Source organism: Massilia atriviolacea, assembly GCF_003953935.1.
Lineage (GTDB): Bacteria > Pseudomonadota > Gammaproteobacteria > Burkholderiales > Burkholderiaceae_D > Telluria_A > Telluria_A atriviolacea.
In genome coordinates this window covers 1-23,253 of the sequence record NZ_RXLQ01000030.1, presented here as the reverse complement: position 1 = coordinate 23,253, position 23,253 = coordinate 1, and the positions used below count along the sequence as shown (strand labels likewise).

At 56.9% G+C, this 23,253-nt stretch carries 18 protein-coding genes and 1 pseudogene; 6 read left to right on the top strand and 13 right to left on the bottom strand.

Translation table 11 applies throughout. The features are described from left to right. Positions 1 to 8 precede the first annotated feature (8 nt). The 7 genes from EJB06_RS30450 to EJB06_RS30420 are packed head-to-tail and all read right to left on the bottom strand — an operon-like array spanning position 9 to position 5,835. Positions 9 to 758: an HNH endonuclease gene (locus tag EJB06_RS30450; protein WP_126077780.1), complete on the bottom strand. Its 750-nt coding sequence runs from the start codon at positions 756 to 758 to the stop codon at positions 9 to 11. A 43-nt stretch (positions 759 to 801) separates the two neighbouring features. Then, positions 802 to 1,263 (bottom strand): DUF6750 family protein, encoded by a 462-nt coding sequence (locus EJB06_RS30445; protein ID WP_126077779.1) that lies wholly within the window; start codon positions 1,261 to 1,263, stop codon positions 802 to 804. Between the two features lie 28 nt (positions 1,264 to 1,291). Then, positions 1,292 to 1,825, bottom strand: coding sequence for a conjugal transfer protein TraQ (gene traQ / locus EJB06_RS30440; RefSeq protein ID WP_126077778.1), 534 nt, complete (start codon positions 1,823 to 1,825; stop codon positions 1,292 to 1,294). Between the two features lie 8 nt (positions 1,826 to 1,833). Continuing rightward, positions 1,834 to 2,634, bottom strand: a complete 801-nt coding sequence (locus EJB06_RS30435; protein ID WP_126077777.1) for a hypothetical protein — start codon at positions 2,632 to 2,634, stop codon at positions 1,834 to 1,836. Between the two features lie 22 nt (positions 2,635 to 2,656). Next, a complete protein-coding gene (gene traO / locus EJB06_RS30430) occupies positions 2,657 to 3,916 on the bottom strand; it encodes a conjugal transfer protein TraO (protein WP_126077776.1) in 1,260 nt (419 codons plus the stop codon). A gap of 9 nt (positions 3,917 to 3,925) precedes the next feature. Beyond that, positions 3,926 to 5,050, bottom strand: coding sequence for a DotH/IcmK family type IV secretion protein (locus EJB06_RS30425; RefSeq protein ID WP_126077775.1), 1,125 nt, complete (start codon positions 5,048 to 5,050; stop codon positions 3,926 to 3,928). A gap of 11 nt (positions 5,051 to 5,061) precedes the next feature. Then, positions 5,062 to 5,835, bottom strand: a complete 774-nt coding sequence (locus tag EJB06_RS30420) for a DotI/IcmL family type IV secretion protein (RefSeq protein WP_229427362.1) — start codon at positions 5,833 to 5,835, stop codon at positions 5,062 to 5,064. Positions 5,836 to 6,116: 281 nt separating this feature from the next. Here EJB06_RS30420 and EJB06_RS30415 point away from each other — a divergent pair, with 281 nt between their 5' ends. Further along, positions 6,117 to 6,569, top strand: a complete 453-nt coding sequence (locus EJB06_RS30415; protein ID WP_126077774.1) for a hypothetical protein — start codon at positions 6,117 to 6,119, stop codon at positions 6,567 to 6,569. A 64-nt stretch (positions 6,570 to 6,633) separates the two neighbouring features. Here EJB06_RS30415 and EJB06_RS30410 read toward each other — a convergent pair whose 3' ends face one another. The 3 genes and pseudogenes from EJB06_RS30410 to EJB06_RS30400 all read right to left on the bottom strand — a co-directional run bounded on the left by EJB06_RS30410 (position 6,634) and on the right by EJB06_RS30400 (position 10,429). After that, the gene (locus tag EJB06_RS30410) at positions 6,634 to 7,515 is read right to left on the bottom strand and encodes a hypothetical protein (protein ID WP_126077773.1); all 882 of its coding nucleotides are present in this window, start codon (positions 7,513 to 7,515) and stop codon (positions 6,634 to 6,636) included. A 72-nt stretch (positions 7,516 to 7,587) separates the two neighbouring features. Beyond that, on the bottom strand, positions 7,588 to 8,817 hold the full coding sequence (locus EJB06_RS30405; protein ID WP_126077772.1) for an ATP-binding protein: 1,230 nt from the start codon (positions 8,815 to 8,817) through the stop codon (positions 7,588 to 7,590). Between the two features lie 595 nt (positions 8,818 to 9,412). Continuing rightward, a pseudogene (locus tag EJB06_RS30400) lies at positions 9,413 to 10,429 on the bottom strand (IS5 family transposase). Between the two features lie 320 nt (positions 10,430 to 10,749). On the opposite strand from EJB06_RS30400, the gene EJB06_RS30395 reads away from it, so the two are divergent. Next, a complete protein-coding gene (locus EJB06_RS30395; protein WP_126077771.1) occupies positions 10,750 to 11,160 on the top strand; it encodes a hypothetical protein in 411 nt (136 codons plus the stop codon). A 67-nt stretch (positions 11,161 to 11,227) separates the two neighbouring features. Here EJB06_RS30395 and EJB06_RS30390 read toward each other — a convergent pair whose 3' ends face one another. After that, entirely contained in the window at positions 11,228 to 14,137 is a 2,910-nt protein-coding gene (locus EJB06_RS30390) for a collagenase (RefSeq protein ID WP_164558082.1), read from the bottom strand. A gap of 902 nt (positions 14,138 to 15,039) precedes the next feature. On the opposite strand from EJB06_RS30390, the gene EJB06_RS30385 reads away from it, so the two are divergent. Together EJB06_RS30385 and EJB06_RS30380 are read left to right on the top strand one after the other, a co-directional pair. Beyond that, positions 15,040 to 16,134: a M24 family metallopeptidase gene (locus EJB06_RS30385; RefSeq protein WP_126077769.1), complete on the top strand. Its 1,095-nt coding sequence runs from the start codon at positions 15,040 to 15,042 to the stop codon at positions 16,132 to 16,134. A gap of 43 nt (positions 16,135 to 16,177) precedes the next feature. Beyond that, complete coding sequence (locus tag EJB06_RS30380; RefSeq protein ID WP_126077768.1) at positions 16,178 to 17,860, top strand: MFS transporter; 1,683 nt, start codon at positions 16,178 to 16,180, stop codon at positions 17,858 to 17,860. Positions 17,861 to 18,005: 145 nt separating this feature from the next. On the opposite strand, the gene EJB06_RS30375 is transcribed toward EJB06_RS30380, so the two are convergent. Further along, positions 18,006 to 20,813 (bottom strand): TonB-dependent receptor domain-containing protein, encoded by a 2,808-nt coding sequence (locus EJB06_RS30375; RefSeq protein WP_229427361.1) that lies wholly within the window; start codon positions 20,811 to 20,813, stop codon positions 18,006 to 18,008. Between the two features lie 989 nt (positions 20,814 to 21,802). Between EJB06_RS30375 and EJB06_RS33170 the strand changes: the two genes are divergently transcribed. Both EJB06_RS33170 and EJB06_RS33165 read left to right on the top strand, forming a co-directional pair. Continuing rightward, on the top strand, positions 21,803 to 21,946 hold the full coding sequence (locus EJB06_RS33170; protein ID WP_370660167.1) for a collagenase: 144 nt from the start codon (positions 21,803 to 21,805) through the stop codon (positions 21,944 to 21,946). A 165-nt stretch (positions 21,947 to 22,111) separates the two neighbouring features. Then, positions 22,112 to 22,318 carry a collagenase gene (locus EJB06_RS33165; protein WP_126077767.1) on the top strand — a complete coding sequence of 69 codons (207 nt, stop codon included), beginning with the start codon at positions 22,112 to 22,114 and terminating at the stop codon, positions 22,316 to 22,318. Positions 22,319 to 22,820: 502 nt separating this feature from the next. Here the strand turns inward: EJB06_RS33165 and EJB06_RS30360 are convergent. Further along, positions 22,821 to 23,253 (bottom strand): transposase (locus EJB06_RS30360; protein ID WP_164558080.1); only part of this gene is annotated, 433 nt, incomplete at its 5' end.

Sequence of the window (23,253 nt, the reverse complement as noted above, 5' to 3'; positions counted from 1 at the left end):
GGTTCCCTTCAGATAGGCGCGTTCATGACGTCGTGGTGCACCTGGCGCCACCGCTGCAATGGATACGGTGCGTATGCCTCGGCGACCCATTTGGCGGCATGGGACGCAAGCGGCGCGGGGTGGAACACGAGCGCGAGATTGTGGAATACTATTTCACGCAGTCCCCGCTGCTCGTCGTTGAGGCGCGCCAGCGCATCGGAGAAGGCAGCCGGGGAAAAAGTCCCCCAAACCTGCTTCACATAGTCGCGATGCGACGCGGCCCAGTTGAGCAGGGCCAGTGCATCGGCCCGCTCATCGTCGTCGCCACTTTCCAGCGCAACCATCATCGAGCGCTGGAGGTGGTTCACATCCTGGCCCGACAGGCCGGGAAGATAGGCAACGACGGCGTCGTCGGCACCGAGTTCGCCAAGATGGCTCCATCCGTGGCATAACTGGTCGGCGGTCCACAGGTTATCTTCGCGGATGTCGTTGTGATTGTCGTTGGCATTGTGAATGCCGTTGTTCCGGCTTTCGAATCCGCAGAAGCGGCATCGGAATTTGTCGCGTCTCAGAGCCCGGTCGCGCAGGTCCGTGGCAGTAAAACCGGAAGCAGCGGGTTCGGTAGCGCCCGGCGCTGCATCGCCCCAGATGCGGCTCTTCGTGGAGATCAGCAGCGAGGGAAACAGGGGCGTGTCGAAGCCCTGGCCCAGCGATTCCTCGGGCACCGGAGCGTCGTCCGCCCTGGCCTCGGTGTCGGCATTGTTCGTATCGAAGTTCATGATTTTCTGGGCGGCGTATTGCAGCCGCCCATCCAAGTGAATGTCAGGTCGGAACCACGCCCATGTCGCTACGCTGTATACCGACCGATTCGCCCGCCTTGATCATGACAAAACCGATGGCGCCCAGTGCTGCACCAGCAAGAATGGGAACGAAAATCTGGCTGCCCTTGATATGGCTTTGCTCGCCCTCTTTTCCCTTCCGCCACCAGTTCCATCCACCGAAGCCAGCGCCGGCGAAGCCAGCCGCAGCGAATACCTTACCCAGGGATAGTTTCACACTATCTGCCTGTGTGCCGGCCTTGTTCACCAAGCCAGCGATACCGTCGCTGCCTTGTGCCGAGGCGGCGGTCGCCACCAGAAGGCCGCCACATACGATGGCCGCGCTGACGAGCATCAGCCGGTGCTCGCGCGAAGAACCTGACATGGCGTCGCGCGTTGCTGTCAGGCGCAAATGGGCTTGAAGAAGGCCATTGCCTGCTGAATTCCAAGCATTATGAAAGTTCATTTTTTGCTCCTTCGTGGTGAGTGAACGGTTACCAAAAAAGATGAGCGGACTGCCGGAACCGTTCGATGGTGTCGCCGATCTGCACCAGCAGCGATCCGCCGACCATATGCGTCAAGGCGCGCCAGACCGTATCATCGGCGCCGTGCGAAGACTGTCCTTCGACAGTCGCCTTCTTGAGTAGCGTGACGCCCTTGAAGAAATAGCATCCGCCGGCGACGCTTGCGAGCGTCAGCACCGCATTGATGGCGTCGGCCATCTTCCCGAATTCTGCGGCTTGTGCATAAGCTACCGGGCCATAGCTGATTGCGCCTGACGCCATTGAATTCCAGGTCGTGTTGATGAAGAGCCGCAAGTTGAGCAGCAGCGAGCCGACGATGATGATCGGCAGGATATCGCCGACGGTCACGGCGCTTTGTCCGGGCAAACGAGATGCACGCGACATGCGCAGCAAGGCACTCCCGACATACAGCATGCCTACCAGCGCACCTAATGCCCATAAAATCCTCCACATTGCGACCGGAAATTCTTTCGCAAAATTGACGAGCATCGCTGAGATATCCATGACATCCTCTAGCGGATGATGCCGCGTGACGTCAGCACCTGGTGTTCGCGCGCATCGATACGGATGACCTTGAAATCTTCGATGACGTCGCCTCGCTGCACAACGTTCAGATGCCCATCGCGTACTATCCAGGCCTGTCCGGTATAAATCGTGTTGAGCGAATAGCCAGGCACAACAGGCGCTGCAACTCTGTCGGCCGATGTTCGAGCTCGTTCGTTTGAACGGACCTGTTTCTCCCTTGGACTGTTCTTGTTTTTTGCCGAGTGCCCGGGTAATTCAAGGCTGGGTTTGTCCGGTGCACTCAGACGTGCCTCCACAACAGCAAGGCGCGCGCCAAGATTATCGATAGCCGCTACCAGTGCGGCAGCTTGCTGTGCCTGTGCCTGGATGATCTCCCCTGCCATTTCCAGCTGCTGGCTACCAGTTGCCCCAGGGCCGTCGCGCGGGAGGGCGACTTGTTTTCCGGATGGGCCACGTGGCGCAGTGTTCTGTCCTGTCCGATCGTTCGGGAGTGGGGTGGAACGAGATGTCGTCGATCTGAGTTGCGTGTTTAGCACAGGGGAGTTCTCGGTCGAAGGTGTTTTAGAGTTTTCCGCAGGCCATGCGAGCCAGACGACGGCGATGGCTACGGCCAGCCCCGCAAAATGGCGGGGGCCGATACTGGCGAGTGCATCGCCGTCATTCGTGCTCGTGCTTCGCATGCCAGCGAGCGTGTCGTGAGGGGGAGGCGTCGTTTCGCGAGGCAGAGCCATATCGAATACATCTGGTGCTGCTTCCGGTTCGTCATTCGGAGAATTTTCGTTGGTCATCTGAATGCCTCGTATTGGAAATCTAGCGCTGATGGACAGCTGTGTCCGGCTGGCTTTTACCTGCCGATTCCGGTGCCGCCGGGGCAGGCATGGCATCCTGTTTCTTGTCTACCTGCGGCTCGACCTCGTCGCTGCTAACGACCGGGTCTATGAACCGGATACCGATTGTTTCGTTGCGTGGGATGAGCACCTGTTTAACGGGAAGCTGTGCTGCATCCGCACGCAGCACCTGGCCTGCTTCTTCGGCGGCGCCACTTGCGATCGCACCGGCAATGGTCCTGCCTGATGGCGAGCCGGAACGCGACTGAATCTGGCCTCCAAACGGTGTGACGACCGTTTGCGTATTTGCCTGCTCGAACAACTGCCCGGTTCTCGCCAGTCCGATTGCCAGGGCCGGCAGGAGGATTCGGGAAAAGTAGCGGTTGTTCACTTCACCTGACAAGGAACTGCGCATCGTGCTCTTGTCGATCGACTTGGCGTTGATGCGATAGCTCCGATTTTTCCATTTCATGAACGTGAACGTCATATCCACGCTGTCGTTCATGCGTTTGTAGCCCATCGCATACAACGTAGCGCCCGCAAATGCTCCCGATGGAATGAAGGCTTCAACCATCGAGTCTTCGTCGGTATCGATGTCCGTTCCCAGAAGGGCAGGCACTAGCGAGAACACCGGCACGACCAGGTGTGGCTGCCGGGATTCGGCTTTACCGTGAGGCGCCAGTGCATCGAGGCGTATTGCCGGCTTGTCGGGCAGGCGTGTACGTTCGATTTCACCGATCCGAGCGGTGGAGTGCGGCACCGCAGCCCAATTCTGCAAGAGCCCTTCAGTTTGCTGTGCCAGGCGCTCCTGTTGTTTCGGATCGGGTGGTTCGGACGGTGCCTGGCCAGGGGCGGGGCGTTGGGACGGCTCCGCAATTCCGTCCGAAGGGGCAGGTGGAAATGGCGTAGTTGGCGCCTGTAGCTGATATGCCTCGGCTCGTGCAAGTGCTGGCGCGGGCGGTACGGTCTGCGGCCGCGAGGAAAACACTGACACGTAGGTCTCTTTCGATTGTGATGCAGCGGAAGCGTTCCTGACATTGTATTTTTCGAGCACTTCACTGTAGTGTTCGCTTTCGACGACCGGAGTGCTTCCATTCCGCAGGACGGCATTCACGGCCGACTGATTGACTGAGGCAGCCCCGGAGTAGCTGTAGGCGAGATATGCGCCTGCGATCAACACGACGGCTGCACTGGCAACGAGCACCTTCGTCTGTCGTCCAATGTCTTCCTGGATAGCATTCATGACGTCCTCCTAGTCAATTTCGAGCTGCATCGTCACGGACCGGCCACCTTCGGAAAAGGTGATGAACGGTGTAGGCGGAAGGCGGTACACCCTGGTGCCGTCGCCGGCAGCGATGCTTTGGTCGAACGCCGTTTGAATATCGAGGTCGGTACGCAGGAAGAGCGCGCCATCGAGTGCCCATGCTTTTGTCCGGATGTCGCGTGCCCCGTCAATCCGCACGGCCTTGGCGGCTGGCGGCGGAATGCCGTCCAGAAAACGCTGCATGGTTTCGTCGTAAAGCGCGATTTTTGCCGGTCCCATCTTGCCGTCGGGCGTGCCAGGGGCGCGTCCCGGAATGCGCAGGTCAAGGCGGTAGTCGACGACCCGGCTGTCGGACTTGGAATCTGGTTCGCCGGTGGCGAGCTTGATGACGACCGGAGTGGCAAAACCCTCCAGGAGCACACTAAGGTTTCCGTCTTCGTATGGTGAAAGGCCGGAGAGTACGACGGTTGCCGTACCTTTCAACCATTCGGCGTCGAAGTACCGGCTGTCGGAGACGCGCGGCGCGGCGGCAAGTGGCCACGGGGCTCCGGTGGCGTCCAGGAACATCAGGGTTGTCATCTCGCCGGGCAGCATCCGCGCAATAGGCGGCGTCGAGCCCGGTGCCAGGTCCACAGTGATACTGCTGATGCGGGGGATGGTCCGCACTGGACGGAATGCTTTCGCTTTTCTTGTGCGGTCGTAGCCTTTTCGCATTTGTACTATCTCGGCTTCGCTGAACGGAGAAACGGCTGCCTGCCCTTGCTTGAGATTGTCGGGCGGGACGAGAGGCGGAAGCGGGGCGATTCCGTCATGGCTTTGCACTGCGCGCGCTTTGTTCTGATGTTTGGCCGGGGCGTATGTATCCGGTCCGAAATTCGACTGCTGAACTGGCTGATTTGGAACGGGAGCGGGGAAGGCCGGCGCAGCATTTGCAGGCAGCGTCCGGGGTGTTGTTGGAACAGCGGACCGGGCTGACTGCGAGCCTGGGCTGACGGTGGAGGCGGATGGCGCGCGAGGCTGCTGCTCGGCCGCCGGCTGTGTTGGCTGCAGCAGGTTCTGGGCTACTGCCGTCCCTGCGAGAAGAACGGCCATGAGGGAAAGGGACAGCTTCATTTGTCTTTTCCTTACAATGGGGACGTCACCAGTTGGCCGATGCCAATGCCCTCGATCGAATCGAGAGTGGGTACTCGTTCGATGCGTACCGTTGTCAGAAAGCGCTGTGCAGGTAACCTGGTTGTCTGTCCTTCCAGGCGTACTTCGATCGGAAGCTCGACTATCCATTGATAGACGCCATTCTCAGTGCCTTCTTTTGTCAGCACGCCGGTGCCGGCGGAAATGGACATGTTCATGCGCTTTTCTTTTACGGTTTCCAGCACGCCTGATGCCTTCAGTGCTTCCAAAAACGACTTGAATCCGTCACGGGTATAACCGGGCCTTACATCCTCCAGTTGCTGTCTCCAATTGAGGAAATCCATCGTGAAAGAGCGCGTTACATTATCTTTCGCGTATTGGATGACGTCGGCCGTTTTACGGTACGGCTGGGACATCGGGATCATCGGGAATATCCGGCCGTTATCGGCAGCGAAGTACTGGCGATCCGGGTGAGCCGCGTGCCAACCCAAAAAAAGATTTGATACCGCCAGCAGCGCCACTGTACCTACCAGAATGAAGTTGAGTTTGACGGACGCGCCGGCGATCAGCTGAACATGCTTACGTTCTTTCTCCTGGCGCAGTCCAGGATCGACAGCGTCATGAGTTTGATGCAGGCGATCCAGTATCTCGCTGAACATGGCATCTATCGCCGCGTCATCGTTCTGTTCGCGAGAAACTCCGGGATTTGAGTCCTCCACTAACGTCGACGCGGCGGGTGCCTGCGGTAGGCCTGGACGGGCGATCACGAAACTCTCCTAAACTGGTATTTTTGTACTATATGCTAGATACAAAATTTAATACTGGTCCTTTTGCTGATGTTTGATGCTCGTCAGTGGAGGTGAAAATTAAGAGCGGCTGCTCGTTTTACAGCGGAAATTTTGAGCGTGATCCTTGCTCTGGGTAAGAAAAGGTGTCGCTTGAAGAGTTATTTGATATGCAATAAAGTAGTCATTGTTGGAACCATCTATTGTGAATATGAAAAGTCGCGTTAAGAAACGTTTCAAACGACGTCGGTAAAGGACTTCACATGAATGGGACGGTTGATTCGCCACCCTGTTGCGAGTCGTTGCAAGTGGGCGAGCTGTGGGATCTGCATCACGCGATCGCCTGTCTGGATGTCGAGGTCGAACGCATCCTGCGCTCTCAAATAACGATGCGGCGCGCCAATCAGGCGTTGAGGTCAGGTCGTGACGACACATTGCGTTCAATGCACTTTGCGGATGACCATATCGTTGAGCTGCGGTCTCGGGTAGAAATGGGGCGCAATGGATTTCCGGAGTACGTGTTTCGAAACAACATCAATTTAATTCGTAGCCTGCGTCGACAACAGGCCGAGTTGACTCGGCAGCTAGCCGGCATGCCGGGACACATTGCGGGCTCGAACCTTATTCGGTCGAGAAGACGGATACCGTATGTATGCGTCACCGATAACCCGGGAGCCGTGCCTTTTCTCGCAGCCTATATTCCTTTCATCCGGTGAATGGCCACCCAGCCCTGCGGGGCCTTACCTCCGGCGACCGGTGCCGGATGATTGTGCGCGTGGATCAGGCGGTGATGTCGTCAGCGTCATCGCAACCGTCGCCTTCAGAGTCGCCCGGGTTGTTACCTTGGTTCTTCGGCGAGCGCGGCTTCTGCGGAACGCGTCTGTGCCTCAGGTTGTGCATGCCGTTCGTTATCAAGCGTTCGTGTGGCCATCCGCGTTGCCTCATGATGTCTGCCAGAACCTGTTTCGCGGCGTCGCATGGGGAGTCGTTGATCAGGTTCTCCACGGCCGGCCTGCTTGGTGATGGCCGATGGACGTGTTCGTATATCTCCTGGTCCGGTCGGTCCAGTGCTTGCGGTTCCTTCGACGACGCTATACCTCTGCCCCGTCTACGATTCAACTTGCTATGCAACATTGAGGACAACGCGGACGCTTGCCCTAAAAACACGTTCAGTCGATACGCCAAGCTCTTCCAACAGGATGCTCGGCTGTTTTTAACAACGGCTTTTCGTTGGCCGATGTCTCCCTTGCGCGACCGTGCCTCGTCAGCGCTGCTCAGCTTGTATTCCGTCTGAGCACGGAATCGCCGCTCGACTTCCAGCCAGCGCTCACCTCCCAGGAAATGGGGGCCGGATTGGTCGTCCAGTCCGAGGACCTGAAGTAGGGCTGCAGGCAAGCCGTCAAGCGTGGGTTTGCTCATTTCTTCATAGCGCACGCAGTGCAACAGGGCGACCCCGGGGTGCAATTTCTCGCGTGGAACCGTGCGTTCCGGCATGCCAGTCAGAAGCCGAAGTTCATCGAGCGAACGTGTAACACGATCGATGTGGCAAATATCTAGCCAATCACTTTCGACGATGGCCAGGAGTTCTCCTCTCAAAGCGGATTGAATCCACTCATCAATTTGAAAGCGGGGACCGTGTTTTGGTATCGGATGGTTTTTCATGAATTTCTCCTCATGCATTTCTGACGTCTCGGCAGGCAGTCACTGTTTCTGGCGGCCACCTGCTTTGACGGCTCATCCCACCTGACTGCGACGCGCTCTGTCGCGAAGCCTGCTTAGCGGCGTGGAGCGCGGTAGGGGACGCTCCGGTCCAACTGGGGGCCAGGCACCCGCCTGGTTAAGTTTGGCGAACCACTCGTACATCATGGCTTCCTGGATGGCATAATCGCCGCGGGCGGATTTCCAGACCATTGACGGCGTTCGGGTTCGCAGGACCTCCAGCACGTGCTGTACTTGTTGAGCGGTGACGCGTTCATCTGTTTTTTCAGCATAGAAATTTAGGGCATCGGCATCGTACGGGCGGAAGTGCGAGCCTTGATCAAGCAAGCGCCACAGGACCGACTGTTCAAGAGGGCGCAAGGCGAGGAAGTCGGATTTCATGTGTGCCTCATCGTCTGCCAGCCTCTTCAATGCGGCAGCTACCAGGCGGTCTTCACAGCTCTCGGGCGATGGGTTGAGCGGATTGAGCACGTCACCCAACGCACTTGCGAAAAACTGAGGTCTGCAGCTGAGCGTGTTGAACGCGATGAGCAATTTATCGACATTGATGGGATGCCGGGCGGGCAACTGTTGCTCGATCAAAGCAGCTGCGCGGCTGACAAATTCCAGACCGAGATTTGGCAACTGCTGAACAGACGAGCCATAGAAAGGCGCGCCGTTACTGTTGACGAGCCTTAGAAGCTTGTCGCGGTCCGAACCGGACATGACCAGCATGAGATTGAACCTGCCCGGGCGGTTCATTTGGTCGCGCGCAGATTTCAGCGCGGTCATCGCTGACTCGCCTAATGTGCTCGTCAGCGAATGTTGAGCTTCGTCAATGATCAGGGCTATCGGCTTTTTCGCTACCTCGTGAAGTGCTTTGACCGCGTCAGTGAGGGTGATGCCGTCGATCTTCCCGATGCGCGTGGTGTCGATCTTCATCCAGCCAGCGAGGTTGACCTCTTCAAGTCCCATGGACTTGGCGGTGCGGGCGACAATGCCTAAGTGTTTTGATAGCTCGTTGGCAATAGAATCAGCTATGAGGTGCGCAGGGTTGCGTTTTGTATCCGACCAAAGGTCGCAATAGACGACCACGGCGCCGCGAGATTCCAGTTCGGGCGTGAGATCAAGTTGAAGAAATGTGGACTTCCCCGTTCGGCGAGGGGCAGACAGGAAGAGACCGCTTGAGGCGTCACCGAAGGCGGCGCGTCCTTGAAGGCCGTCAGCGAGAGTCTTGGCGAGGATAGGGCGAGCGAAGTGTTCCATGATAGAAGACGATTTGATGACGGCGTGGAAATTATGGGAGCTGGGATAAAAGTCGATAAAACCTGCCGATCACTCACAACAACTGAGGATCGACTGGCCTTTAATATCCAAGAAAGATAATTTTCGTTTTGTATAATAGTACAAATACAAAAACTCCGTTTGGCCTTTTTGTAGTCAGTTGATCGAGATCTAACTGAAGAGCTCCGTGTTGCTGCGCGCATAAAAATTGGTGATTGCCCGAAAGAACAGTGTGACTTACTACTCAGTCATCGGCAGGAAGCCGATCACGTTGATGATCAGCAAGCGGTGCGCCTTGATTGCCTGAGGCATGAGCGCGTGCTCTGGAAGGTACAGTCACCGGCGAAGCTGAGTGCGACGCTTTGTTACTCCTGGTAGGGATAATTAAACGGGAAAAACCGAATTGGTAAGATTCTCTCCGTCACATGTACTCAAGGGCACCTTGAATTACCGGTAAATTCCGCATGAACGCCGGTCGCGATGCCAGCAGCCTCGGATTTTGATGCAAGGCTTAGTCTGTTGCCGCCCGTTGTATGGGCACTTGATCATTTTGTGCAACCCAGACCGACTGCGGGCGTCAGAACGCCCCGACTCCGGCCTCTTTCAAGTAGACAAGACGCCGCGAATTGTATGCGGCGACTTTCCAATTGATCTGGAGCGTCGCGCGCGCCAGACCGATAGCACGCCGTGCCTTGCGCCCAACTGCGTCATGCCGTGGGCGCGGGTCTTGGCGATAGGATTGTTGCACCGCTCCTGGGCCGCCGAGATCGGCATGCCCTTGCGTCCTTTGCGCTGGATGTGCATGCGCCAGCCCTGTTTGCTTAGGCGCTTCACGCTCTCTATCGATGTAGCCCTTGTCGGACAGGATGTTGCGGTTGGTGTTGGCCGGATCGAGCACAGCTTCAAAGTGCACCGTATCGTGCTCGCTGGCCGTGCTCACCTTGATCTTGCGTACCAGCTTATAGCGCTTGTTGGCGTTGGCCGAGACCTTGTAGCCAAAGTAGGACTTGCCGTACTTCTTGGTCCACCGCGCGTCCATGTCCTTCTGCCGGCGCTTGGCAGGTTTCCACTCGATGGGCATGGCGTTTTCTTTCACCACTGCCGTCTTCGTTTTGCTCAGTGACTGCTTCGGTGCCTGCACGATGCTTGCATCGAACATCTGCCCGCCCCGCGCGATCTAACCGTGTTTGCTCAGCTGCCGGTTCACGGCCTCGAAGATACTATCGCTGGCGCCGGCCTGAATCAGGCGTTCCATGAAGGTCCAGATTGTCGTCCGATCCGGAATCTGACTGATCGAGCGCAACCCTACAAAGTGCTGGAAGCTTAGGCGGTCGAGCAACTGAAACTCCATCTGCTCGTCGCTCAGGTTGAGCAATTGCTGGATCAGCAAGTCGCGAACCATTAGTTCGGTCGGAAACGGAGGGCGGCCGCCGCGCTCGCGTCTGGGGCGCGGATGTGCACGGTCCACTTCATTGGCCAACGCGCCGAAGTCGACGTGCTGTTCCATCACCTGCAACGCATCGCCCAGCTTGTTCAGCTTGGCTTCGCGCTCCAGGTCGGCAAGCAGACTGGTTTGATCATGAGAAAGCGTCATAATCGGTGCTTCACCAACATGTCATGGACGAGATGGTTTTTCGAGGTCCGCTCAAGTACGAATACATCTCTACTTGGTCATTCAGCCTTTATTACCCGTACGAATGATGAAGAAAGAGTGAGCGTGGACTGGCCGCGCCTGTCCGCACCGGCGGCTGTGACGACGTAAACTATGGCGCTTTTAAGCGTCATCGATGGCCACAGCACTGAGCCATGGACCTGCTCGCCGAACTCTCCCACACCGGCACTAATCCCGCGATGCTCGCGCAGGTACGGGCGCTGCTCGAGCAGCAACAGGCTAAGATTGCGCGGTAAGAATCGGTGCTGGTCGAGAAGAAGTTTAAGATCACGGCGCTGACGAACGAGTTAGCCTACTACCGATGGATCCAATTCAGCAAGACTAGCAAGTCTCTCCTCGGCGAGCAGCACCTGTCGTTCGAGGAAACGGTTGATATGGACCTGGCAGCCATTGAGGAAGAGCTCTACGCCGAGGTGCCTGCCGAGAGAAAACGCGAGCGCGTTGGCTGCCAGCCGCTGCCAACCGAACCGTGCAACCAGGAACAACGCCGGGCAAGATATTTTCAACCACCAAGATGTTCTACAATCCGAAGCGCCGTCACGGATTTAATGACAGGCTTTCGCCAGCAGAGTTTGAGCAAGTGCATTTTAAACAGCTCACAAGTGTCTAGTAAACTCGTGGCGATTCAATGTACCGTGCGGCTCACTGTGTAATTGAAGGCCCCCACGACGACGCATAAATGGCACGCGGCGGACTGAACGCCGCGCGCCACAAAACCGATCAGTTAAACACGATTTTTACCTGTGCTCCGGAGAACGCGGATTGACCATACAGGCTCACGTACAGCGGACCTGCTGGGGGATTCGCCACGACGACGGATTCGCTGTTGCCGCTGTTAAACGAGCCGTAGTTATACGAGTTGCGGGTAGCCCACTGACCTAAGGAGTTCACGTACAGGTCTGCATTGCCGCTTCCTCCCGAACTGGTGATCGTCACACTGCGAGTGTTGGCGGGAACCATCACGTACATATAGCTGTAGTCTCCGGCTGGCGCCGACAGATTCGAACGCACGCAGTTGTTGCCAAGCTGCTGAGCCGAACCAGGGCATTCCGGCAATGTGGTTCCGCCACCGGTAACCTTGACGGCGGCGCTCTTCACGTTCGACTTGGCGCCCTTGTTATCGGTGACGGTCAAGCCAACAGTGTAGGTACCGGCGACAGCGAAGGTCTTGGAAGGGCTCGCTGCGCTCGAGCTGGTGCCGTCGCCGAACGTCCACGCATGCGAGGCGATCGTTCCATCGCTGTCGGTCGACAGGTTGGTGAAATTTGCCACCAGGCCGTTGACAGTGAAGGAGAAATTTGACGTTGGCGCAACGTTGCTCGTGCCGCCTCCGACGCTGACCGGGGCTGAACGCGCCACCGATTTCGCCCCCAGATTGTCCGTTACCACCAGGGTCACGGTATACGTGCCCGCTGCCGCGTAGGTTTTCGATGGGCTCGACGCAGTCGAGGTGGTACCGTCTCCAAAGCTCCACTGCGAATTTGCGATAGTTCCATCGCTGTCGGTCGAGGTATTGGTAAATTGCGCGCTCAGCCCTGTTACGGTACTGGTAAAGCTGGCACTCGGGACTGCGTTTTCACCAAGGCCGCTACATTGAGGCAGCGCCGCGTCGTTCACGCAAGGCAGCCACTTCTTGAAATCGGCGTCCATGCTTGCCGCCATGCTGGCGCTCTTCATGTAGCCGGTATAGCCCGCGTAGTTTCCCGGACGCAGATAGCCGAGTATATTGCTGACCTTCGGCCGCTGTTTTTCGAACATGTAGCGCACGGCCAGATAGCCCCAGTTATAAACACGAGTCTGTCCGGAATTGTAGTCGTTGCCAAAGATAGTGCTCAGGTTATAAGTCCCCAGTGCCGCCTGGGTTTTCGCGCCGTCGTAGGCCAGATTGCGATAGCCATACGAAATGTATTCGGCGAAACCTTCGATCCACCACACGGAATTGACGCCCATGGCAACGCCGAAGTCGCCATACATATTGAAGCGGCCATCAAGGTAGTGGATATATTCGTGGGTCAGGTTCCATATCTCGAACTTGGGCAGCATCCATTCGGCCTGATAGGCAATGAACCGCGCCTGGTTGCCAGGCGCGGACGGGTCACCTTCCAGATACATGCCGCCGTTATTGGTATCAATCCCGTAGATGGCGCCGGCGTACGTGCCATAGTCCTTGCTGCTCGTGAAGACGACCATTTCGAGCTGGGTGTTATTGTCGTTCGGGACAGGTATCTTTCCTGAGGCAACTTTATTGTGGAAATATGTTTCCTCTCCCCCCACGATGGTACAGGCCTCCGTCAGCTGCGCCTGGGTCAGGGATTGCGCTCTGAGTTTGAGCGTTGGGCTGCAGCTGTAGCTCACCGGCAGAACGCTGGTCGCCAAGCGCGTGCTGAAATCGCACATGCCGTAGTAGCTGCAATTCGCTTTGTCGTAGTAGTCAACCTGTTCGCCCAAGCCGACCCACAGCGCAGCCGTTTTCCCGGTGATGCTGCTTTGGTCGATTAAGGCTTTAGTACGTACTTTTGCCAAAGTTTTGATCGGCGTATTTTCCGAATATTGCAGGAAGCGCCCCATTTCCCGGCCAGCGTTCGAGACTAGGTAGCCATTGTCGGTTCCCAACAAGTTGAAATTCCAGTTGGCGAAATTGTAGAGCGTGTCGATGATCGACGTGTCCGTTTTGACCAGCGCCTGGAAATCGTCATTTTGGTGACCGCGGAACAGGACCGTGAACACATTATTTGTGGCCGACATCATCCACCAGTAATTGGCGTAGCTACTGTTGTACGAAGTGAGCATCTTCTTGACGACCGAATTGAGATAGCGGGCGTTTTCCGATGCGCTATCGATCAGCGTGACAAATTCCGACAGCGTTTCGCCGTGCGCATCGTTGACCAGGCCAAAATTGCCGTTGTTGACAAAGGCATCGAGCGCAGCGCGGATGGAGGACTTGAGCGCTGCGCCATAGGCGCCAGTCGAGGCCGCGTCGTAATAGTTGACGTAGTAACCGGCACGCAGGAACATGACCAGTTGCAGCGCGCTGGTCGAGTTTGTGCCATTGTAGGCAGCGGCCGTATTCCTGAAGGCGTCGGCAATGGTGACCATCTTGCTTTCGCTGAAAATCGCGCCGGCGGTTGTGCCCGAGACGCTGAACAGCGAGTTGACGCAGTCTGTGGTGCTCGCCTTGACGGCAGCGACCAGTGCTGCGCCGTTCGCGTTTGCGAACGCAGCAGTGTCACAGGCCGCCAGTGCCGCATTCGCGCTCACGCCGGCTACGCCTTTGGCCGAGTTTCGCTCGCTGAGCACCTTGGATGGGCGCAGCAGGGCTTTCGATTGCGTCTGTTGCTGCTCGGGGTTGTCGCCATACTTCTGGCGCGCATTGACGCTTGGTGGGACGCTCGGCTTGCGTTCGCTTGCATCGAGCACCTTTTTCTGGTGGTGCTTGCCGCGATAGAGATCCTCGATCTTCGCTACCTTGGGGTTGGCATCACGTCGTTCAGCCTTTGCGCGCGCTTCCATGAGTGCCGTGTCCGGCGCAATGCCTTGCGCCGCAGAGGCATTCATACACAGCAGCACCGCCGACATCAGTGCAGTCAGTACGAAGGTGTCTTTCACCGGCAGCTTGTTAGATATATACATATTGTCTCCATTCATTGTCTATTTGTTTTAAACGCCACCGGCTTGAAAACCAGACAATCGCCTGGCTTGCGGTGCAAGCCGGAATAAGCGCGGGCGATTGCTATCAATCGTATTCATGATCCTGCAACAGTCTCATTCAAACAGTGCCAGGCGGCCGATTGCCCCCACGCAATGAGGGCAAGTGTCGAGCCAGATCTACGATTGCGTGCAATGCGTGAATCGTGACCTGGATCGATTCACAAATAGTATCCAAATATTGCATCGCGCTTTGTGCCGTTTTGACGTTGTCTGTCGTCTAAATTCGATTAACAGCGCGCACGCATATGCATGTAATCTCGCGCGGGAAGAGAGAGGGGCAGGAGATCGTGTAGAAAATTATCCAGCTTTAAACTGCACTGTGTATGCCACGTTCTGCGGAGTGATCCCACAATTGAGCATATTTATAACGTGTTTGTGGTTTTTTTGCGTGTGCAGTAGGGACTTAATAGCATAATCAAACAATATTTTCTCTATGAGTTTAAAAATTGTATAGTCAACTGAAATGTAAGTCTAATCGCGATATAGCTTGAACTGGCTATCGTTCCTGCAGGGCTTACCAGCATGCTGCCGTTTTAGCGCGTTTTGCCAGATGCCCGAATCAAGACAGCGACGCTACTCATTCTTATCATGATCGTGTCTCCCCGTTGCCAGAGCTTGGGCGCAAGGGTATACGTCCATTGACGGCAGATTGGAGGAGCCGGTGGCTCCTCTCTTTTTAAACGTGCCATGGACGCGCCATTTCAAACCGTTGCGCCTGCCGAAAACAGGGCGCCGGCGCGATCGACGACACGCGCGCCTGTCGCTGCCGTTGCGGTGCATCCATCGAATCCTCAGAAATGTGCTAGATCGAACCTTATTAACTTATGCTCATTCCCGATTATCAAACCAGAATTGCCAATGCCCAGGAGGTGATGCGCTCACGCGGTGTTGACGCATTGCTGGTCTTCTCGCCGGACAATCTCCGATACCTGACCGGATATAGCGGCGAGGCCGCTTGCGGCATACTCGCGAGACATTCTTTGCATCTGATCACCGATTACCGATTTGTCGAGCAAGCCAACGCCGAATGCGTGCACTCCACCGTGGTTTGCCGGGACAGAGAGAATACGACCCTGCCCGAGGCCATCGGCGCTGCGCTGGGCGATGGGAAAGTTTCCAATGTGGCGGTCGAGGCAGAATATCTGTCTTTGGATTTGTTCACGAAAATTCAACACCATTTTCAGCGGATAGTGCTAATTCCGAGCAAGGGGATTGTGGAAGGTTTGCGCGCGTGCAAGTACGAGTGGGAGGTCGCCCAGATCAGGCAGGCTGCAGGGATCGCCGACCAAGCCCTGGAACAGCTTGTGGGACAGATTCGGCTCGGCGTGACCGAGCGCGATCTGGCCAGGGAGCTCGAATACCTTACGCGGGCCATGGGGGCCGATGACGTTGCGTTCCCTATCATTGTCGGGTTCGGGGAAAACTCGGCAAAGCCCCATTGCGTGCCAGGGTACCGCGCCTTGAAAAAAAGGGATTTCGTCCTAATCGATTTTGGGGCAATGGTCAACGGATATCGGTCTGACATGACGCGCACCTTCGTCGTCGGCGCGCCGAGCGTACAGCAGCTCTCGATGATGGGTACCGTCCTGCGCGCGCAGGAAGCGGCAATCGCGTCGACACGCGCCGGTGTAGCGGGGTGCCAGATCGATCGGGAGGCACGACGCGTCATCGAGCGTTCCGCATTCGCGCAGTATGCGGGGGAGGGACTCGGCCATGGTGTGGGCTTGAAGCTCCACGAATACCCGTTCCTGGGACCGCGCTGCGAGGACATCCTGCAAAGCGGATTTGTCGTCACCATCGAGCCAGGCGTCTACATCCCTGGCGTTGGTGGTGTGCGCTATGAAGACGATGTGCTGGTTGGCGACGATAGCGCAAGCTGTCTGACTCACGCACCGAAGTTTTTCCAGATCAGCGTATGAGTTGCTCCAATACCGGAACCATCATCGGAGGACGAGCCCGCCCATGAGAAAGAGCCAAGGGATCCGGTTTCACCGGTCATTCTATGTCGCCAATTCGATGGAAATTTTCGAGCGGCTGGCCTGGTACGGGTTTTTCACCGTATCGTCGCTGTACATGACGACTCCCCGCGCTCAGGGTGGACTGGGTTTCAGCGATGAAGAGCGGGGATTTCTCCAAGGCATAGTCCCGTTTGTGCTGTACATTCTCCCCGTCTTGACCGGCGCGCTGGCGGATCGCTATGGCTACCGGAAGATGTTTATTCTTTCATCGTTGATCATGGCGCCCTCCTATTTTTTGTTGGGGAAGATGCACAGTTTTTGGCCGTTTTGCGCGGTATTTGTCTTGGTTGCAGTCGGCGCTGCGATCTTCAAGCCGGTGGCGGTCGGGACGATCGGCCGTACCACGGATGACAGCAATCGCGGGCTGGGCTTCGGCATTTTCTACATGATGGTCAATGTCGGCGGTTTCCTTGGTCCTATCGTTGCCGGTTATGTGCGGACGATCAGCTGGGAAATGGTGTTTACGATGTCGTCGTTTTGGGTGGCGATCAATCTGATTCCGTCGCTCTTTCTCTACCGTGAGCCAGCCGCCGCCATCAGCGATACACGCTCTCTCAAGACGGTGCTGGCCGACTCGCGCGAGGTGCTTGGCAACGGGCGGCTCCTGATCCTGGTGGTTCCCGTTCTCGCCGTCGGCATGTACTTCATCAAGACGGCCGGATCGTTGCTGGTGCTGGTAGCGATCCTGCTGGCCTGGATCGCTTTGAACATCGGCTGGAGTGTTCTGGTCCGTACCAGCGGCTCAGAGAACTGGTATGCCCAGCCGATCAAGGTCGGCGACCGGCGCTTTGTGGCCTACCTACTGATCTTGTCGGCATTCTGGGCCGTCTACTATCAGCTATTCCTGACCCTGCCGCTGTTCATCAAGGACTTTGTCGATACGAGCGACCTGGTGCGGTTTTTCAATGCGGTATCGCCGCGCGTCGCTGATGTGCTCGCACACGTCAACCTGGAGGACGTGAAAGCACTGCTGTCCAACGTTCAGCGGCGGCCGCCCACCACCGACAGCGTCGTGGAGGTGGGCCGCGCACTGGCCAATCTAAGGATACTCGTGCCGGACGAGGTACTTCATCGCAGTCTCGACGCGCTGCAGTCCGGGCACATCGACGCCGCAAACCTCGCCAGGCAGCTCGCGGCCACCTATCGCCAGATTGCACCGGAGTATATGATTAATATCGAATTCTTGATCATCATCGTCTTTCAGATTGCCGTGAGCGTGTTTGCGCGGCGCTTCCGAGCCCTGCCGGTGCTGGTGTTCGGGGTGTTCACCTTGATGGTCTCGCTCATCGTCATCGGCCTGGCGGCAGGTTCGGCCCACGGCGGTGCGATCGTGCTGGCGGCCATCGCCGTGTTTGCCATCGCAGAGACCATCGTATCTCCCAAGAGCCAGGAGTTTGTCAGTTCGGTCTCGCCGCCAGGGAAGACCGCCATGTTCATGGGCTACTATTTCATATCGATGGCACTGGGAAGCCTGCTTGCCGGCGTTCTTTCCGGTTGGGCCTACGCCGCCATTGCGAAGGGACTCCATCAGCCCCTTCTGATGTGGTGTGGCTTTGCCTTGCTGGCACTGGCTTCAGCAACGGCGATGCTGGTGTTTGATCGCAAGACGCGACGCGCAGACTGCTAACGCCTGGTGAATCGAAGACACCAGCACGGACGTGCCCTCGTGTCGATTTTCGCATGACACCGGGCCGTCTTCGGTGAACCAAGTTCTTGCGTGAGCCGGATCGAGCGGGATGGTTGCCCTGGCAGGGCTCCATCCCGTTTCGCAATCAGAAGCTCACGCCGCCATTGACGTAGAACTGTCGTCCCAACGCGCTTGCATAGCGCGCGTCGTAGCCGGCCTGGTTGCCGCCGCCGGCAGTACGAATGCTGAGCGGTGGATCGGCGTCGAGCAGGTTGCGGATGCCCGCCGTAATGGTCAGGTTGCTGTACTGCTTCCATTGCATGCGCGTTTGCCAGTCCACTGTCGTGAACGACTTCACCTTGCGCGTCAGGCCGACGAAGCCGACCGGCAAGCTGCCGTCCGCATTGACCAGCTTCAGCGCATTGTCTTCCGGCGTGAGCACCTGGTCCTGATACCCGGAACGGAAGTTGACGGCGAGGGTGTTGCTGTACCGGTCTGAACTGGCAAGACTGGCCGACAAGCGCGACACAGTTCTGGAGGTCGCGTTGTTGTAGGCGTCGAAGCGGCCTACGCTGCTTTCCGTGGGAGAACCGGGCACCTCCACTTCGGACTTGAGCATGTAGGTGCCGTTCCATTTTAGGTCGAGTTTGCCCAGGCCGGTCTTGACGGTGTAGGAGTGATCCCAGTCGATACCGCCGTAGCGCGCGGCCGCCAGGTTAAAGGTCGGCAGCAGGGTGACCAGCTTGTTGGCCCCAATGCCCTGATCGAAGACAATCGAAAAGTTGTTGTTGAATTTGGCCGGGTCTGCGAACGGGAATTGTTCCGGCAAGGTGGTCAACTGGTCTTTCATTTTCACGGACCACAGATCGAGCCCCAGCGACAGATTTTTTACCGGATCGACACGCATGCCGATCGAATATTGTTGGGACCTTTCCGGGCGCAGGCCGCTGGCGCCCGTCAGATTGTTCCCGCCCGAAAGCAAGTACTGCTGGGTGGTGCCGGTGCAGTAGGCCGCGCGTGGATCGGGTGCTTTGACCGGGCAGGCGTAGGAACCGGAGGTGTTGCCGGCCTGGACAACTGGGGAGGCGATCGAGTCCATGCTGGCGACCTTGAAGCCGGTTCCGTATGAACCCCTGAGCAAGACGTTGTCGACCGGGATAAACCGGAACGCGAGCTTGTAGGTCCCCTTCTTGTTCGCATTGCCTTGCTCGGCGGCGGGCAGGAGCTTGCCGTCCGACGGGTCGAACACCATCTTGTTTTTCACAGCCGAGTACGCATCGTAGCGCGCGGCCGCAGTCAATTCCAGCGACTTTGACACCGGTGTCATCCATTCGGCCGATGCGCCCCAGTTGCTGCGGCTGGCGCGCACCGGCAGGTGATCGGCCGAGTCGCCTAGTGGCGTGTCTGTATAGTTGGGCTGCTGCGCGTTGCTTCCTTGGGAAATCGGGCTCGGCATGAAATCGTAGCGCTGGCGCGCATAGTCCGTGCTGAGCGCCAGTTGCGATGCTCCGCCCGGCGCCTCGAACAGCGCATGGGCGAGCGAGGCACTGAACCTGTCCAGGGTGACGTCGGTTGTGTTTTCGGTGGTATTGAGTATCGCGGGCGCAAGCACGGCGGCGGCGCTTCCGGACGGACCGAAGGGATTGAATTTGCCCGACGCCACAATATCGTTGTAGGCATTCTTGCTCAAAAAACCCGCGACGAAAGTCGATTCCTGGCTGTTCTCGGAATGGGTCAGCGAGGCCGAATAATCGAAGCCGTTCTTCACGCCCGATGCGCCAAGGGCGAGGTGTTTCGCCTTAGTCATGTAGTCGCGTGCCCGGCCGCCGGCGTCCGTAAAGCGGATGTTCATCGATGCTGATTTCACGTCGCCCGGCGCGACCCCTATCTTGCCCAGGTAGGGCAGGACTTCCCGGGCATACAAGTCGCCGTTCAAGGGCAAAGTCAGGCGTTGCGCGGCCGGGGCGTAGCGCGCCGTCTGGGTAAATTTGGACAGGACCAGTTCGCCGAACACCGACAGCTCGTCATTGACCTTCATGTTGAACGAAGAAAAGACACTGTCGCGTACCGATTTGGGAATCAATTGCACCGTGCCTGCGTAGTCGTACCAGCACGACTTGTCGTCGCTGGTGCCGACGAAGGCGGTATCCGGTGCGCATTTGCCATCCTTGTAGTAGTTCGGCGAAAAAATCTTGACCGAATTATCCTTCAGGCTCAGGGTGGCGGAAGCGGGGGCGGTATTCGCGGCCAGCAGGTAGGTCGAGTACGTCTTGCCGTTCTCGGAAAACTGCCGTAAGCCCGATTTGGCGAAGTCGCGATCCTTGGCATTGAGTTCGCCTTGATTGTCGCGCGCATACGTCACCAGCACATTGAAGCCGTCCTGATCGAGGTCGCCGAAGCCCTTCGAGACGGAGAAGTTGGAACTTTGCCCGCCTTTCCTGCCGGGACGGCTGGCACCGGCGTCGAACCGGAAGTCTTGCTGGTTCTTCTTGAGGATGAAATTGATCACGCCGGCGATGGCGTCTGATCCGTACAGGGTGGAGGCTCCGTCGGTCAACACTTCGACCCGCTCCACCGCAGTCATCGGAATGCTGGCGAGGTTGACGGCACTGCCCGATCCATAGGAAGCAAGTCGGCGGCCATTGAGGAGCACCAGCGTGTAGGCGGCGCCTACGTTGTGCAGCGATGCCGTTTGAACGCCGCCGCCGCCGCCATTGACCGACTCGGAGGAGGTGACGAAGCCCTGCATGGCGGTGAGCGACTGCACCAGCTCTTCCACGCTCCTGGCCCCGGTTTTTTGAATATCTGCAGCACTCAGAAATTGCACCGGCAATGCACCTTCTTTGGCAATGCGCTTGATTGCCGATCCGGTAATTTCGACGCGCTGGATTCCGGCATCCTGCGCGTGCGCGGCCGGCGCGCAGACCAGACTGCCACCGATGGCCATGCTCATGCACATGAATCGAATGCTTGCACTGATTATTTTTTCTTGCACAAAAGTCTCCTGAAAATTTTTTTGATGTATACGACGACATTTCCGAATAAATGCTACCAGCAGCGTAAAATGTAAAAAATCGCAATATTGCAATGGCGATGAGCCGGAAAATGATGCTGTGTTCGGAATCGCATGCATTGCCGCAGTAACTATCGGGAAAAAGTGTTTTGCTTGTTACCCGAATAGAATGCGAAAAAAAGCAGGTTCGGGCTAGATAGGCTAACCAAATTGGATAAATCCGTCTATATGACTTTCGACCGCTTTTGCGGGGAAACTTACACAGGCTTTTGAAGCTCACTCCGCAGGATCTGTTAATGCTTTAATCACACAACAAAGCCGAATATTTACGGCTGCGGGAACGTGATCAATAAGTCGTCCCGCATCGTGGCGTTTCGAGTTAATCCGGAGTATTTGGAAGCGCCTTTATTATGTTGAAGCAGGGTGCTTGCGTGATGCGGTTCCTGCGCTGTGGTTTTGAGGATTGATTGAGGAAACCTAAAGAAATCGGCATACAGCAGCAGTAATAAACTCCAGTGCAAAGCGGCTGCCTAAGGATGGTTTTAGATTCATTCACAGCATGCGTCCAATGTATTCGAGATCTTTCAACTCCTTGTACGTTGCAGCTGTCCTGCCGGCAGCCACGTGTCTTTGTTTGCTGCCAGCACCTCCGCTCGACGCATGGACAGCGTGGACACAGTTCTCAGCCGTAGCTGGCGCTGGGGCTCGAGTGTAACCCTGCGCTCGCACACGCTGACGCGCGAATTGGAGACTGCCACGTGCGCATCGCTGAGCGGTCTAGAGCAACGCTTCCATTGGATGTTCGGCACCACCGGCAAACCGGTTTCAGATGACCTCAACGCGACCTTGCGCGCAAATATTTATCGCTGAAAGCCGAGTATGCAAAATACGCTGGTGTGCATTTCCACATTCCGACGCATAATGGCGGCATGTATCTGGAAGGCTTTCCTGGTCAGCCCGGCAATCAAGCGAAATTCATCGCCAATCAAAAAGATAGTGGCGGTATCCACAATCTGAAACACGAATTGGTCCACTTTCTTGATGCTGGGTTCAACTTGCATAGTGATTTTTGACGCAATCTGCATCGTTCACATAGCCCGCCTGAAAACTGCCCAAAGCCGGCGCCAGCTACGCCCTATCTGGTTTGGTGGTCTGAAGGAATTGCAGAATATCTAGCGCGAAGAGAGAGTTGTATCCCAAAGCAATCGAGATCGCCAAATGCAATGCATATAACCTAAGTGCTCTTCGACACTGGTTATGAAAGAAGTTGCTGGCCGGAACACGTGTACATCTGGAGCTATCTTGTGGTTCGTTTCATGATCAAGAATAAGCGCCAGGAAATCGAAAAAATATTGGATTTTACATGCGTCGGAGATCATCCAAGATGTCAAGCCGTGATACGGAAGGGGGCGAGAGATACGATAAGGAATTCGCCGGCTGGTTAGTGTTTCGTTTCGTGTGATCATGTTTCCAGTCGCAGCATGGTAGTTTCGCGGCAATTAAATTAAATCGGGAAGATGGTGATGGCTTACCGGCTTCACCACTGGTGCAAATGGCTCGCACAAGCGCTGATCGATGACAGTGCTGGCCAGCAGAGCGTCCGCGTTACGTTCGCGCTCGCCATGGCAGGTTAAGCTGCGCAGATTCACACCGAGCGTTTCGCGCGGGTAGTCTCGCAAATCGACGATGCAGATGCACAGCCCATAGCGGCATAGGCACTACGTTCGAATGGGCCGGCAGACTCATTACCGCCACTCTCGGCCAACTAAAGCAAACCATGGGGGACCCGACTTACCGGTAAAGTCCGCGCGCATGCCGGTCACGATGCCAGCAGGCTCGGATTTTGATGCAAGGCTCAGTCTGTTGCCGCCCGTTGTATGGGCACTTGATCATTTTGTGCAACCCAGACGGACTGCGGGCGTCAGAACGCCCCGACTCCGGCCTCTTTCAAGTAGACAAGACGCCGCGAATTGTATGCGGCGACTTTCCAATTGATCTGGAGCGTCGCGCGCGCCAGACCGATAGCACGCCGTGCCTTGCGCCCAACTGCGTCATGCCGTGGGCGCGGGTCTTGGCGATAGGATTGTTGCACCGCTCCTGGGCTGCCGAGATCGGCTTAACCTTGCTTCCTCTGCGCTGGATGTGCATGCGCCAGCCCTGTTCGCTTAGCCGCTCTTCACGCTTGCCGTCGACGTAGACCTTGTCGGCCAGGACGTTTCGGTTCGTGTTGGCCGAATCGAGCACCTCTTCAAAGTGCAACGTGACGTGTTCGCTGGCCCTGCTCACCTTGATTCTGCATACCAGCTTGTATCGCTTGTCTGCGTTGGCCGAAACCTTGTAGCCATAGTAGGACTTGCCGTACTTCTTGGTCCACCGCGCG